This is a genomic window from Pseudomonas sp. S06B 330 (genome assembly GCF_002845275.2).
In the GTDB taxonomy this organism is placed as follows: Bacteria; Pseudomonadota; Gammaproteobacteria; order Pseudomonadales; family Pseudomonadaceae; genus Aquipseudomonas.
On record NZ_CP088149.1, the window covers coordinates 1,163,256 to 1,176,379 of the forward strand.

A 13,124-nucleotide genomic window follows, 5' to 3' on the forward strand; every position below is an offset into this window, starting at 1 on the left:
CGGCTCCTTTGTCTTAAAGTGAATTCAGGAACGCCAGCAACGCAGTGCGTTGCTCAGCATTGAAGGTCAAGACGTGCTGCTTGGCCGCTTCGGCTTCGCCACCGTGCCAGAGCACAGCTTCGAGCAGGTTGCGGGCGCGGCCATCATGGAGAAACTGGGTGTGGCCACTGACGGTTTGGGTAAGGCCGATGCCCCATAAGGGCGGCGTGCGCCAATCCTGGCCACTGGCGGCAAACTCTGTGCGATTGTCAGCCAGGCCAGGGCCCATGTCGTGCAACAGCAGGTCACTGTAGGGGCGGATGATCTGGTTGGCCAGCTCCGGCTCAGCGGCATCGGCCGCAGTGGTGAAGCTTGGCGTGTGGCAGCTTTGGCAGCCCGCCTGATGAAACAGGTTCTTGCCGGCCAGTACCTGAGGCGAGTCGATGTCCTGGCGAATCGGCACGGCCAGATTGCGGGTATAGAACAGCACCAGGCGCAGAATGTTGTCGCTGACTTCTTGCTCGCCATTGGCACCATTGCCATTGGCCGCCTTCAGGCAATCGACTTGTGCCGCGGTGCAGTCGTCCATGGGCCGCAGGCTTGTGGTCAGGCCCATGTCGCCGGAAAACGCATGGACGTTCTGCTGATTGAGGTTGGGTTGCCCGGCCTTCCAGCCGAAACGGCCCATGACCGTCTTGCCCAGGGCGTCGTCCCAGACCTGGTTGGCGCGACCGCGAATGCCATCACCGTTGCTGTCGTGCGGGTCGGCGTTGGCCAGAATCGCGGACTCAGGGATGGCCTCAAGCAGGCCCAGGCCAATCATTGGCGGGGCAATCCGGGCGGAAAACCGCGTGTCAGGGTGCATCGGGCCATACCCTAATTGACTGATCTGCAACTGCGGCTGGCGTAACTCAATAGGGGTGCCGTCATTGAACGTCACCGTGACCGGTGTGTAGTCGACCCGCACCTTGCCTTCAGGGGCTACACCGGGCACTGCCATATCCTGCAGCTGGCCACCGTAAACCGGTTCGGGAACGATACCCAGTTGCTCAATGACCTTGGCGTAATACGGCTGATCAGGGATCGACAGGTGTACCAACATCGATACCGCATTGCTGGCGCTAGGGCCAGGCGGATGACCGCGACCATCCTTGATATGGCAGTTTTGGCAGGCGTTGGTGTTGAACAGCGGGCCCAGGCCATCACGGGCGGTGGTCGTCGCTGGTGCGATCACCCACGGGTTGCGAAAGAAACTGTTGCCGACACTGAAGTCCAAGCGCCGGCTCGGGGCCAGGTTCGCCGACGGCATAGAGTAGGCATTTTGGTCGCGTTTGCTCACCGTTGCTTTACCACCGCCAAGGGCTTCGCCGGGCTCAGCCTGGGTGAAACGCGGGGCGTCATCACAGGCGACCAACGAGGTGGCCAGAAGCAAAGGGCTGAGACGGAGCAGCAAGGAAAGCATCAAGAATCCTGAGCTTGAGCAAAAAAACCGGCGTGCAAGCTTAGCAGGCTCAGGATCCTGGAATAAGAGGGATTTGCGTTTGCTTGATGAAATTGTCGTGAACTCGACGCCAGCTTCAGACGATGGACACCTCGAAATTGCGATTGACCAGGTTAATGATCAGGTTCTTGTTGCCGCCACCACGATTATCGCCGGGCAGTTCTTGGGTGGCGCCTTCGTAGTCCATGCTGGGGGCAATGATGTATTTGACGGCGTTTTCGTGGGGGGGCTGCCAATAGTCCTGGAAGATCCAGATGGTAGTTTCCGAGCGCGGCCCGAGTATCAGCCGTAACGCTTTGTAGTTCTCTGCGCTTCTTCCGATCCAGGGAATGGCCATTGAGCCATTCCAGACGTTCTGAGCGCCGATAGCGAACATGTAGCTGGCGTTTTCGCCGTTAATCAGCGTCAGGGTGTACGGAGTATTGTTGGCAATGGATTTTATGTAAGTGACATTGGCCATGATGTTCTTCCTTGAGTTTTGCTCAGACGCGGGATTCAGGTCTGGGGAGCGTCGGGGGCGTGCTGACATAGACGTAAGCGGCCAGCATTGAGATTTCGCTGAAGGGAGGTTCCAGCTCGGACGGGCGGAAACGACCGAGCAGGTGAACGCCGAACTCTTGGGCAACGGCTTCAAAAGTCCTGCGATCGAAATCGTTGGGATCGTAGAGATAGATCGTACCGGGCAGTGCCAGTACTCGGCACATTTCTCGGGCCGTGCCGGCGGTGATAGGCGCACCCATCAAGGTGACATGGCCAACAGACCGGTCATCCACGGGAAATAGTGGGTTTTCATACTCGGAAACGGGAAGCAGATTGGGAATGATCTGGCCCGTTTGTGGACCGTTGGAAATCCGCTGGCCGATTTTGTTGATGTTGTAAGTGTCGATGAAGCCGGTGATGACCGGTGGGCGTATCGAATGATCGACAATTCGACCTTCACCCCATACATCCAGTATCTGGTGCATTGATCCTCCTGCTTGCGCCTGGGCTAGGTTCAGAGGATGGCCAATCCTTGATAGCCGGTGCAGCAGGCAGGTTTTCCCAGACCAGAAAGCAGAACGCCCGGTACCAAGACCGGGCGTTCTATCACTCAGGACAACGGATCAGAATTCGTGATCGGCAGTGTCCGGGTTGAGGTTGGCGATACCCAGTTTGCCAGCGGCTTGCTCAATGGCACCGGTCTGCTTGACCAGCGAGGCGATGGCGTCACGGACGATCTGGTTGCCAGCGGTGTTGTCGGCAGCGATCAGCTGGTCGTAGTGCTCACCCTTATTGGCGTGATCGACGATAACCTGGATCTTCGCTTCGGTGGCTTCAAGGTCAGCCTTGAGGGTGGTATCGGTGGCCGGGTCGATCTTGGCCACCAGCGATGACAGGCTTGGGCCGGTCAGCTTGGTGCCATCGGGGCGGGTGTACTCGCCCAGGTAGACGTTGCGGATGCCTTTGGCGTCGTAGAAGTGCGAGTAGTGGGTATTGTCGCTGAAGCAATCGTGCTCGTCTTCAGGGGAGTTGGCTTCCAGGGAAACCTTCATGCGCTCGCCCGCCAATTCGCCCAGCGACAGGCTGCCCATGCCGAACAGCATCTTGCGCAGGCCGTCAGTCACAGGCTCTGCTTCCAGGGTGGCGCGGTAGTTGGTCGCGACGTTAGGCGCCCAGTTGCCGACCATTTCTTCCAGGTCGCTGACCAGCAGTTGGGTCACGGCTTTGAGGTAGGCGCGACGACGCTCGTTGTGGCCGCCAGTGGCGCCTTTGCCTTCCAGGTAATCGGAGGCTGGACGTGCGCCAGCACCGGGGCCGGTGCCGTTGAGGTCTTGGCCCCAGAGCAGGAATTCGATGGCGTGGTAGCCGGTGGCAACGTTGGCTTCGGAACCGCCCAGCTCGTTGAGGCTGGCGAGTTTTTCCGGGGTGATCTCTTTAACGTCGACCTTGTCTTCGCCGACCTGGATTTCAGTGTTGGCAATGATGTTGGCGGAGGCACCTGGGTTGCCCAGGGCGTGCTCGTAGCTGGCGTCGACATAGTCGATCAGGCCTTCGTCCAGCGGCCAGGCGTTCACTTGGCCTTCCCAATCGTCAACGATGGTGTTGCCGAAACGGAACACTTCGCTCTGCAGGTAAGGCACGCGCGAAGCAACCCAGGCAGCCTTGGCGGCCTTGAGGGTTTCATCATTAGGCTTGGCAAGGAACGCGTCGATCGCCGTTTGCAGGGTCTTGGCGGTGCTCAACGAGTCGCTGTAAACGGCATGAACCATGTCAGCATAGTGCTTGACCACGGCCTTGGCGGCGGCCTCGTCGACGGCGCTGGCTGCGGCCGGTGCTGCTGCGCTAGCGGCCGGGGCTTGGGCTTGCGGGGCGGCGGCCTTGTCCTTGTCTTCACCGCAACCGGCGAGAGAGATGGCAATGGCCAACAGACTGGCGGTGGCCAGAGGCATACGAATCATGTCGAATTCCTGCGTCGAGAGGTTGGACAGGCGTACCGGGTACGCGAAAACTGCAACATAATGCGAAAGATTTGCATTTTGTGTAAAGGGGCAGTCACGGAAATATTCAAACGCGTGCTTGCGCCCGTTTGCTCAATGCGGGCAAGGGTCTAGAGAATTGAAACCTGGTTGCGCTGCGCCTGTTTGAGAAACACCGTCAGCTCGCGGGCCGGCAGCGGTTTGCTGTAGTGGTAGCCCTGACCTTCATGACAACCCTGGGCAATGATGTAGGCCTCCTGTTCGGCAGTCTCCACACCCTCGGCGATGACCTGCATGCCCAGGCTCTTGCCCAGTTGGATGATGGCGCGAACGATGGTGGCATCGTCGTCGTCGTCGAGTAGGTCTTGCACGAAGCTCTTGTCGATCTTGATCTTGTCCAGTGGCAAGGATTTCAGGTAGCTGAGCGAGGAGTAGCCCGTACCAAAGTCATCAATGGCGATCAACGCACCGGAGCGGCGTAGGCTCAGTAAGTGCTGGGCGGCGGTGCTGATGTCTTCCATCAGGCCAGTTTCGGTGACTTCCAGCTCCAGGCTGCGCGGTGGCAGGCGGTAGATCTGCAACAGGTTGTTGACCACTCGCGGCAGTTCGTTGTGGTGCAGTTGTACGGTCGACAGGTTAACCGCCATGCGCAGTTCGCTGAACCCTTGGTCGTGCCATTCGCGCAGTTGCCGACAGGCCTGGTCGAGCACCCATTCGCCGATGGTGATGATGTTGCCATTCTGCTCGGCCAGTGGAATGAACTGATCCGGTGGGACCATGCCCAGTTCCGGATGCTGCCAGCGCAACAGTGCCTCGACACCGACCACGCGATGATCGCGGTAGCTGATCTGTGGTTGGTAGACCAGGTACAGTTGGTTGCGCGGCAAGGCTTCGCGCAGGTCTTTTTCCAGCTCGCGACGGCGGCGCATTTCGCTGTCGACGCTGGCGATATAGAACTGGTAGCGATTGCGCGAACGGGTCTTGGCCAGGGTCATGGTCTGCTCGGCCTTTTGCAGCAGCTTCTCGGTGCTGTCACCGTCTTCCGGAAACAGGGTGATGCCGATGGTGGCGCGCAGGCGGATTTCCTGATGGTCGAGGGCGAAGGGCGCCTCCAGGTCATCGAGAATGCTCTGGGCCAATTCCGCCGCTTCGTAGGGCTGCTCGATATCGGCCTGAACCAGGGCGAACTGATCGCCACCCAGGCGTGCCAGGGCGCCAAGCCGGCCGCTGTGGGCGCGCAGGCGATCGGCCAGGGCCAGCAGCAGTTGATCGCCGGCCTGGTAGCTGAACTGCTCGTTGATCCCCTTGAAGTCGTCCAGGCCGACACACAGTACCGCGACCCGGCGTTGCAGGCGGCCGGCGTCGACCAGGATCTTGTCCAGCTGCTGTTGCAATTGCTGGCGGTTGGGCAAGCCGGTCAGGAAGTCGTACTGGGCCATGCGCAGCAGGCTGTTCTCTGCCTCATGACGTAAATGGGTATTACGCTCGATCGACGCCAGCAACTGGTTGGCGGTATTGACCCACAGCCCCAGCTCATTGCGTTCGTGGCCCTTGATCAAGGGCAGTTGGTGCTGGCTGGGGCGATCGGGATTGATCTGGGTGAGGTGCTCGATGATTTTGGACAGCGGTTTGGTCAGCATCCAGTGATAGACCAGATACAACACCAGACCCATGGCCAAGGCACGCAGCACCCCGGAGATAAAGATGATCACCGAATTGACTAAGAAATCGGCACCGTAGGAGGCGGTGTCGAGGGTGATGCTCAAGTCGCCATAATATTCACTGTATGGGCCACGGCCGACCAGTTGCGTGGTGAAGGTGCGCTCCTGCCCAAGGATCAGGTCAGTCAGCCAACGGGTCGACGACTCCTGCAAGGGGCGGTTTTTTTCGGCGAGCATGGTTTCGTTGGGATGGCCGATTGAGGCCATGCGCACCGACTCGTCCTGAAACAAGCCCTCCATGACCTGCATGCCCATTTCCTTGTCCAGGCTGTACACCGCCTGGGTGGAAGGATCGCGGAACATGTCGAGGATTCGCTGGGCGTCACTGGCCACTGCCTGACGAGTCTTGTAGGCATCGAAGACGATCTGCGCACAACTGAGAACGACACCGACCACCAGTGCCGAGAGCAGTACGACCCTGAGCAACTTGACCGATAAGCTGTTCTTGAGTTCCAGCTTCAAAGGGGTTTCCTTAATCCATGCGCATAACATCATTTTGCCATCATTTATGGCAATCCACTATCGGCCGTTGGCACAACAGACCGTAATGAAATAGTTGCTGCCACTGTATCGGTTGCTCGGCCATGCGACTTTAATTGTGCAAGCATACTTCCCAAGGTTTGATGTTAGCGCGGTATCAGCTTGGGGCAAGAGTCAGAGCGTGTCGGACAGGCGAAAAAAAACCCGGACAAGCCGGGTTTTTCCTGACGCTGTTTGCTTAAGCGGTGAAGGTCTTGCCTTCGAACTGCTCGGCAACGAACGACCAGTTGACCAGGTTCCAGAACGCTTCAACGTACTTAGGACGCAGGTTGCGGTAGTCGATGTAGTAAGCGTGCTCCCAGACGTCGCAGGTCAGCAGCGGAGTGTCGCCGTTGGTCAGCGGGCAGCCAGCGCCGATGGTGCTGGCCAGTGCCAGGGAACCGTCAGCCTTTTTCACCAGCCAGCCCCAGCCGGAGCCGAAGGTGCCGACCGAAGTCTTGGTGAACTCTTCCTTGAACTTGTCGAAGGAACCGAACGCAGCGTTGATGGCCTCAGCCAGCGCGCCGGTAGGTTGGCCACCAGCGTTTGGCGCCAGGCAGTTCCAGTAGAAGGTGTGGTTCCAGACCTGAGCGGCGTTGTTGAAGATACCGCCCGAAGAAGATTTGATGATCTCTTCCAGGGTTTTGCCTTCAAACTCGGTGCCTGGCACCAGGTTGTTCAGGTTCACGACATAGGTGTTGTGGTGCTTGTCGTGGTGGAACTCCAAGGTTTCCTTGGAAATGTGCGGCTGCAGGGCGTCGTGTGCATAAGGCAGCGGCGGCAATTCAAAAGCCATGGTGATTCTCCTAATCAGGTCTGTTGCGGTGAGCGCAAGGCCGATCACGGGCGGCCGGTGTGCGTCGGGGAGTTTGTACTCTTTGCGACGCAAGGGCTGGATCATAGCACCGGGCCCGGTGCATAACCACGCAACAAGTGTACGGGAAAGAGGTTCCCAGAGCCTTGGCAAGCGGCAGACGAGTGGTGCTCAAGTGAAGATCAACTGCGCCGCCACGGCAAACATCATCACCGCCACCATCAAGTCGAGCAGTCGCCAGGTCCCGGGACGTGCCAGCCACGGCGCCAACCAGGCCGCGCCCAAGGCCAGGGTGAAGAACCACAGCAATGAGGCGCTGGCTGCGCCTGCCACGTAGGCACCGGGTACGGTCTGTTGGGCGCCCAGAGAGCCGATCAACAATACGGTGTCCAGGTACACATGGGGGTTGAGCAGGGTCACTGCCAGGGCGCTGAGCAGCACTGCCCGGCGCGAGCGCAGGCCCTGACCTTCGGTCTGCTGCAAACTCTGCTTTGAGCAGGCGCGCAGCAAGGCTTTGCTGCCGTACCAGATCAGGAACACTGCGCCGCCCCAGCGCGCTACCGCCAGCAACGTTGGGTTCTGCGCCAGCACGGTAGCCAGGCCGAACACCCCGGCCGCGACCAGAAGGGCGTCGCAGAATACGCAGAGTGCAGCCACGGGCAAATGGTGTTCACGGCGCAGGCTCTGGGCCAGGACGAAGGCGTTCTGGGTGCCGATCGCCATGATCAGGCCGAAGGCGACCAGCAGGCCGTTCAGGTAACTTTGCCACATAGGGGATGCTCCACAGACACCAGCAGGACGCTGGCGCATAAAACCAAAGAAGATGCTGGCCATTCTGGGGGCCTCGGCTGTATAAGAAAAACAAATAAAGCTGATCTGGCATTAGGAAAATTAATGTTCGATTACAAATTGCTTTCGGCCCTCGCCGCGGTCATCGAGCAGGCCGGTTTTGAGCGTGCGGCACAGGTGCTGGGCTTGTCACAGTCGGCGATTTCACAGCGCATCAAGTTGCTTGAGGCACGCGTCGGGCAACCGGTATTGATACGCGCCACGCCGCCCAGCCCGACCGATGTCGGTCGACGCTTACTCAACCATGTTCAGCAGGTGCGGCTGCTGGAGCGTGATCTGCAAAGTCAGGTGCCGGCGCTGGACGAGGAGGGCATGCCGGAACGCCTGCGCATCGCGCTCAATGCCGACAGCCTGGCCACGTGGTGGGCCGTAGCGGTCGGAGCCTTTTGCGCTGAGCAACAGGTGTTGCTCGACCTGGTGGTCGAGGACCAGGAAGTTGGCCTTAAACGCATGCGTGCCGGGGAAGTGGCTGCCTGCCTGTGCGGGAGTGAACGGCCGGTGGCCGGTGCGCGCAGTATCTTGTTGGGGGCGATGCGCTACCGTGCCCTGGCCAGCCCAGCCTTCATGGCGCGCTACTTTGCTGAAGGGTTTGATGCTCAGCGCTTGCCGCGCACCCCGGCACTGGTGTTCGGGCCAGATGATTTCCTTCAGCATCGTTACCTGGCTTCGCTGGGCATCGCTGATGGTTTTCTGCATCACCTGTGCCCGTCCTCCGAAGGTTTTTTGCGCATGACCGAAGCCGGTTTGGGCTGGGGGCTGGTGCCCGAGCTGCAGGTGCGTGAACAACTGGCCAGCGGCCATCTGGTAGAAATTTCGCCGGATAAACCCATCGATGTGCCCTTGTACTGGCATCATTGGCGTAATGGCGGACAACTGCTCGGGCAATTGACGGAACATCTGCGCCAGACTGCTCGGCAGTGGCTGGTGCCCTTGTAAGGTCTGGCAGCGTCAGCAGCATCTGAAAATTGGTTAGGCGGAGTGCTACATGCGAATTCTGGTCACCGGCGCAAGCGGCTTCATTGGCGGGCGCTTTGCGCGCTTTGCCCTGGAGCAGGGTCTTGAAGTTCGGGTCAACGGCCGCCGCGCCGAAGGCGTCGAGCACCTGGTGCGGCGCGGGGCGCAGTTTATTCCGGGCGACCTGGGCGACCCGGAATTGGCCCGCCGTCTGTGCCAAGGCATCGACAGCGTGGTGCATTGCGCTGGGGCGGTCGGCAACTGGGGGCGCTACCAGGATTTCTATCAGGGCAACGTGGTAGTCACCGAAAACGTGGTCGAGGCGTGCCTTAAAGAGCACGTTCGGCGCCTGGTGCACCTGTCATCACCGTCGATCTACTTTAATGGACGTTCGCAACAGAATATCCATGAAGATCAGGTGCCGCGGCGCTTTTATGATCACTACGGAGCAACCAAATACCTCGCCGAGCAAAAGGTCTTCGGCGCTCAGGAATTCGGTCTTGAGGTTCTGGCCTTACGCCCACGCTTTGTCACTGGGGCAGGGGATGTCAGCATTTTCCCACGCTTGTTGCAGATGCAGCGCAAACGCCGCCTGGCAATCATTGGCAATGGCTTGAACAAGGTTGATTTCACCAGCGTGCAGAACCTTAATGAGGCCCTGCTCAGTGCTTTGTTCGCTGATCAGCAGGCCTTGGGTCAGGCTTACAACATCAGTAATGGTCATCCACTGCCGGTGTGGGACGTGGTCAATTATGTGATGCGCCAGATGCATTTGCCGCAAGTCACCCGTTACCGTTCCTTTGGCCTTGCCTACAGCTTGGCCGCGCTCAACGAGGGAGCGTGCATGCTCTGGCCGGGGCGCCCGCAGCCGACCTTGTCGCGCTTGGGCATGCAGGTGATGAGCAAGGATTTCACTCTGGATATCAGCCGTGCCCGGCAACTGTTGGACTACCGACCCACGGTCAGCCTGTGGTCGGCATTGGACGAATTTTGCGGCTGGTGGAAGGCCCAAGACCAGCCGCAGTGAACCCGCAAGCCGGTTTGCGGTCGATCAGTGCGCTGTATAAGCGGTTTATACTAGTGCCCATTTGCTATTACGGCGGTTGAAGGCTCCCATGCGTAACGATGCTCAAGACGATTTCGACAATGTCCCGACCCTGCGTGCCCGTACACGCGATGACGATGACTTTGAGCCATTGCCCCCCGGCCGTGGCTCGCTTGTGGCAGGCGCACGCAAGGCCCCTCGGGCGGCCAGCACCGGACCATTGTGGGCACTCTTGGGGGCGTCCTTCATCGCCCTGGCGGGTCTTGGCTGGTGGAGCTTCCAGCAGGTGTCATTGATGGAGCAGCAATTGGTTGCGACCCAGGAAAGCTTCGCCCGTATCAGTGAAGAAGCAGCAGGGCGCCTGCAGGCCATCAGTGGCAAGGTCGATGCCAGCGAGTCCAGCGTCAACAGCGGCAGCGAAGCCTTGAAACTGCAGATCAAGCAGTTGCAGGCCAACCTGGTCGAACAGAGTAAACAGCAGCAGGGCGTCGCCGGGCAGGCGGGTGATTTGGGTAAGCGCCTGGAGCAGGTGCTGGCCCAGGCCAGTGAACAGCAGGCCGCCACGGCCCAACTGCAGGCAGAACTGCAGACCCAACTCAAAGCAGTGAACAGCGAGATGGCAGCATTGAAAGCGGCGCAGGTCGACGCTGGCAAGCTCGACAGCCAGATCAGCAGCTTGGCAGCTGACGTTGCGGCATTGAAGAAGCAGGGTAATCCCAGTGCGGCCATCCAGCGCTTGGAGCAGGACCTGATCGTGCTCAAGAGCGAACAGGAGAATCGCCCGACGGCGCCGGTAGCGTCAGGGGCATCGGTTGCCGAGTTTGATGCCTTCCGTGGCCAGATGACCCGCACGATCAACACCTTGCAAAGCCAGGTGCAGAACCTGCAGCGTCAGATCAACGCCCGGCCTTGAAGGGCATTTGGGTCGACCATCTTGTGGGAGCTAGCCTTGCTGGCGATGGGATCGACGCCGCGTCAGTCAGTGCGCGGTGTTGGCATCGCTGGCAAGGCCAGCTCCCACAACGTCAGTACAAGACTTACAGGCGCGGATAGTCGATGTAACCCACCGGCCCTTTGGCATAGAAGGTTTCAGGACGCGCTTCGTTCAACGGCGCATCCGCTGCCAAGCGGGCCGGCAGGTCAGGGTTAGCGATGAACGGCACACCAAAGGCCACCGCATCCGCCCGGCCACTGGCCAGGGACGCATTGGCACTGGCTTTGGTAAAGCGCTCGTTAACGATATACGGGCCGCCGAAGGCTTCCTTGATCAATGGGCCAATGCTGTCGTCAGCTTCTTTCTCCCGTGAGCAAAGGAAGGCAATCCCACGCTTGCCCAGTTCACGGGCAACATAAGTAAAGGTTTCGGTGAGATTGGCATCGCCCATGTCATGAGAATCGGCCCGTGGAGACAGGTGGACACCGACGCGTTGCGCCCCCCACACCTCGATCACCGCATCAGTCACTTCAAGCAGCAGCCGCGCACGGTTTTCCAGGGAACCACCGTATTGGTCGTCGCGCTGGTTGGTGCTGCTCTGCAAGAACTGGTCGAGCAGGTAACCATTGGCAGCGTGCACTTCTACGCCATCAAAACCGGCGGCCTTGGCATTCTCGGCACCGCTGCGGTAGGCCTCGACAATATCGGCGATTTCCTCGGTTTCAAGGGCCCGTGGGGTCGGGTAGTCGGCCAGCGGACGCACCAGGCTGACATGGCCTTTGGGTTGGATAGCGCTCGGCGCTACTGGCGTTTCACCGTTGAGGTAGGTCGGGTGGGAGATACGCCCGACATGCCACAGCTGCAGAAAGATTCGCCCCCCAGCACCATGGATGGCCTTGGTAACGTTGGTCCAGCCGCGCACCTGTTCGCTGGACCAGATCCCGGGGGTGTCCGGGTAGCCGACGCCCATCGGTGTCACCGAGGTCGCTTCGCTGAGAATCAGGCCGGCGCTGGCTCGTTGGACGTAGTACTCGGCCATCAGTGCGTTGGGCACCCGGCCTTCGTCGGCGCGGCAGCGGGTCAGTGGGGCCATGATGATGCGGTTCGGCAATTCGAGGTCGCCGAGGGTGATCGGATCGAAAATAGTTGTCATAGGTACCTCAAGGCTTATCAGTGAGTCGCAGGGGCCAGCTCGGGCTTGGCGCCGCGCTGGCTGAAGGTAATCAGGGTGACGATCAGGGCCAGCACGGCCAGTGCGGCGGCGGCCAGGGGCACACGGGTCAAGCCCAGTCCTTGTGCGATAACGGTGCCGCCGACCCAGGCACCCAGGGCATTGCCGAGGTTGAAGGCGCCGATATTGAGCGTCGACACCAGGTTCGGTGCAGCACTGCCGAAGGTCACCACGTTGACTTGCAAGGCCGGTACCGCGGCGAAGGCGGCGGTGGCCCACAGGAACAGGGTGATTTCAGCCGGGATCACGGCAACGCTGGTCCAGCTCAGCACGGTGGAGATCACTGCCATGCTGGCGAACACACCGACCAGGGTGGCGCCCAGGCGTTTGTCTGCGAGCTTGCCGCCGACGATGTTGCCCAGGGTCAGGCCAACTCCGATCAACAGCAGCGTCCAGGTCACACCCTGTGGCGAAACCCCAGTGACATCGCCCAGCAGCGGTGCAACGTAGGTGAACAGGGCGAACATCGACGCGGAGAACAGCACGGTCATCGACAGCGACAACCAGATGCCTGCGCCCTTGAGCGCCGCCAGCTCGGCGCGCATGTCGAGTTTTTCCTCGTCATGGCGAAACGGTAGAAAACGGATCAGGCCGATCAAGGCTATTACGCCGATCACGGTGACGGCCCAGAAGGTCGAGCGCCAGCCGTATTCCTGGCCCAGAGCGGTGCCCAAGGGGACACCCAGGACGTTGGCCAGGGTCAAGCCCGTGAACATCAGGGCCACCGCTGAGGCGCGGCGATTGGCCGGCACCAGGCTGGCGGCAACCACCGAGCCGATACCAAAGAAGGCGCCGTGACACAGCGCAGTGACCACCCGTGCCAGCATCAACAGGTTGTAGTCGCTGGCTACCGCACATAGCAGGTTACCGATGATGAACACGCCCATCAGCGCGATCAGGGCAGCCTTGCGTGGCAGCTTCGAGGTGGCCAGGGCCATGAACGGTGCGCCAATGGCCACGCCCAGGGCGTAACCGGTCACCAGCCAGCCGGCGCCGGGGATGGACACGCCGAGGTCCGCCGCAACATCGGGCAACAGGCCCATGATGACGAACTCGGTGGTGCCGATGGCGAAGGCGCTGAGCGCCAGGATCAATAATGAAAGGGGCATTGCAAGGTCCTT

General features: G+C 60.2%; 12 protein-coding genes. 3 read left to right on the forward strand and 9 right to left on the reverse strand.

What is annotated here, in order from left to right; genetic code table 11:
* Nucleotides 1-13: 13 nt before the first annotated feature.
* The 7 genes from CX511_RS05490 to CX511_RS05520 form a co-directional block, all read right to left on the reverse strand.
* Entirely contained in the window at nt 14-1,441 is a 1,428-nt protein-coding gene (locus CX511_RS05490) for a di-heme oxidoreductase family protein (RefSeq protein WP_101292057.1), read from the reverse strand.
* Between the two features lie 115 nt (nt 1,442-1,556).
* Nucleotides 1,557-1,940: a hypothetical protein gene (locus tag CX511_RS05495; protein WP_101292056.1), complete on the reverse strand. Its 384-nt coding sequence runs from the start codon at nt 1,938-1,940 to the stop codon at nt 1,557-1,559.
* A 22-nt stretch (nt 1,941-1,962) separates the two neighbouring features.
* Complete coding sequence (locus CX511_RS05500; protein WP_101292055.1) at nt 1,963-2,445, reverse strand: hypothetical protein; 483 nt, start codon at nt 2,443-2,445, stop codon at nt 1,963-1,965.
* A gap of 138 nt (nt 2,446-2,583) precedes the next feature.
* Nucleotides 2,584-3,918, reverse strand: a complete 1,335-nt coding sequence (locus CX511_RS05505) for an imelysin family protein (RefSeq protein WP_045189947.1) — start codon at nt 3,916-3,918, stop codon at nt 2,584-2,586.
* A gap of 149 nt (nt 3,919-4,067) precedes the next feature.
* Complete coding sequence (locus CX511_RS05510) at nt 4,068-6,119, reverse strand: putative bifunctional diguanylate cyclase/phosphodiesterase (RefSeq protein ID WP_101292054.1); 2,052 nt, start codon at nt 6,117-6,119, stop codon at nt 4,068-4,070.
* A 256-nt stretch (nt 6,120-6,375) separates the two neighbouring features.
* Nucleotides 6,376-6,972 (reverse strand): superoxide dismutase, encoded by a 597-nt coding sequence (locus CX511_RS05515; protein WP_045189950.1) that lies wholly within the window; start codon nt 6,970-6,972, stop codon nt 6,376-6,378.
* Between the two features lie 189 nt (nt 6,973-7,161).
* A complete protein-coding gene (locus tag CX511_RS05520) occupies nt 7,162-7,761 on the reverse strand; it encodes a LysE/ArgO family amino acid transporter (protein WP_045189952.1) in 600 nt (199 codons plus the stop codon).
* A 123-nt stretch (nt 7,762-7,884) separates the two neighbouring features.
* Between CX511_RS05520 and CX511_RS05525 the strand changes: the two genes are divergently transcribed.
* The 3 genes from CX511_RS05525 (at nt 7,885) to CX511_RS05535 (ending at nt 10,751) form a co-directional block, all read left to right on the forward strand.
* The gene (locus CX511_RS05525) at nt 7,885-8,775 is read left to right on the forward strand and encodes a LysR family transcriptional regulator ArgP (RefSeq protein WP_045189953.1); all 891 of its coding nucleotides are present in this window, start codon (nt 7,885-7,887) and stop codon (nt 8,773-8,775) included.
* A 49-nt stretch (nt 8,776-8,824) separates the two neighbouring features.
* On the forward strand, nt 8,825-9,820 hold the full coding sequence (locus CX511_RS05530; RefSeq protein ID WP_045189955.1) for an NAD-dependent epimerase/dehydratase family protein: 996 nt from the start codon (nt 8,825-8,827) through the stop codon (nt 9,818-9,820).
* 88 nt (nt 9,821-9,908) lie between these two features.
* Complete coding sequence (locus CX511_RS05535; protein WP_101292053.1) at nt 9,909-10,751, forward strand: coiled-coil domain-containing protein; 843 nt, start codon at nt 9,909-9,911, stop codon at nt 10,749-10,751.
* Between the two features lie 124 nt (nt 10,752-10,875).
* On the opposite strand, the gene CX511_RS05540 is transcribed toward CX511_RS05535, so the two are convergent.
* Both CX511_RS05540 and CX511_RS05545 read right to left on the reverse strand, forming a co-directional pair.
* Complete coding sequence (locus CX511_RS05540) at nt 10,876-11,925, reverse strand: alkene reductase (RefSeq protein WP_101292052.1); 1,050 nt, start codon at nt 11,923-11,925, stop codon at nt 10,876-10,878.
* 17 nt (nt 11,926-11,942) lie between these two features.
* Entirely contained in the window at nt 11,943-13,112 is a 1,170-nt protein-coding gene (locus CX511_RS05545; protein WP_045189963.1) for an MFS transporter, read from the reverse strand.
* Nucleotides 13,113-13,124: the final 12 nt, after the last annotated feature.